Source organism: Citrobacter sp. Cc139 (genome assembly GCF_030334645.1).
In the GTDB taxonomy this organism is placed as follows: Bacteria; Pseudomonadota; Gammaproteobacteria; order Enterobacterales; family Enterobacteriaceae; genus Citrobacter; species Citrobacter werkmanii.
Genome location: NZ_JAOWDM010000046.1, coordinates 1 through 300, shown reverse-complemented (window position 1 = coordinate 300; position 300 = coordinate 1). Strand labels below are relative to the sequence as shown.

Annotated in this window: 1 tRNA gene; it reads left to right on the top strand. The window is 55.0% G+C overall.

From position 1 onward, the window contains the following. The first annotated feature begins 2 nt into the window (after positions 1-2). Positions 3-79, top strand: a tRNA-Met gene (locus OGV69_RS01410). Positions 80-300 lie beyond the last annotated feature (221 nt).

Here is a 300-nt window from a genome sequence, read left to right as displayed (position 1 = left end):
GACGCGGGGTGGAGCAGCCTGGTAGCTCGTCGGGCTCATAACCCGAAGGTCGTCGGTTCAAATCCGGCCCCCGCAACCAATCATATTTGCTGCAATATTTTTGCAAAGTAGTTCGAATCACAGCCAGGCGGCGACGCAGTGAATCCTTTAGAGCTTACTCCAGTAAGTGACTGAGGTGAACGAGGAAAGCCAACGTAGATGTGGTTTGAAATACGAAGCAAAAAGACGGACGCGGGGTGGAGCAGCCTGGTAGCTCGTCGGGCTCATAACCCGAAGGTCGTCGGTTCAAATCCGGCCCCC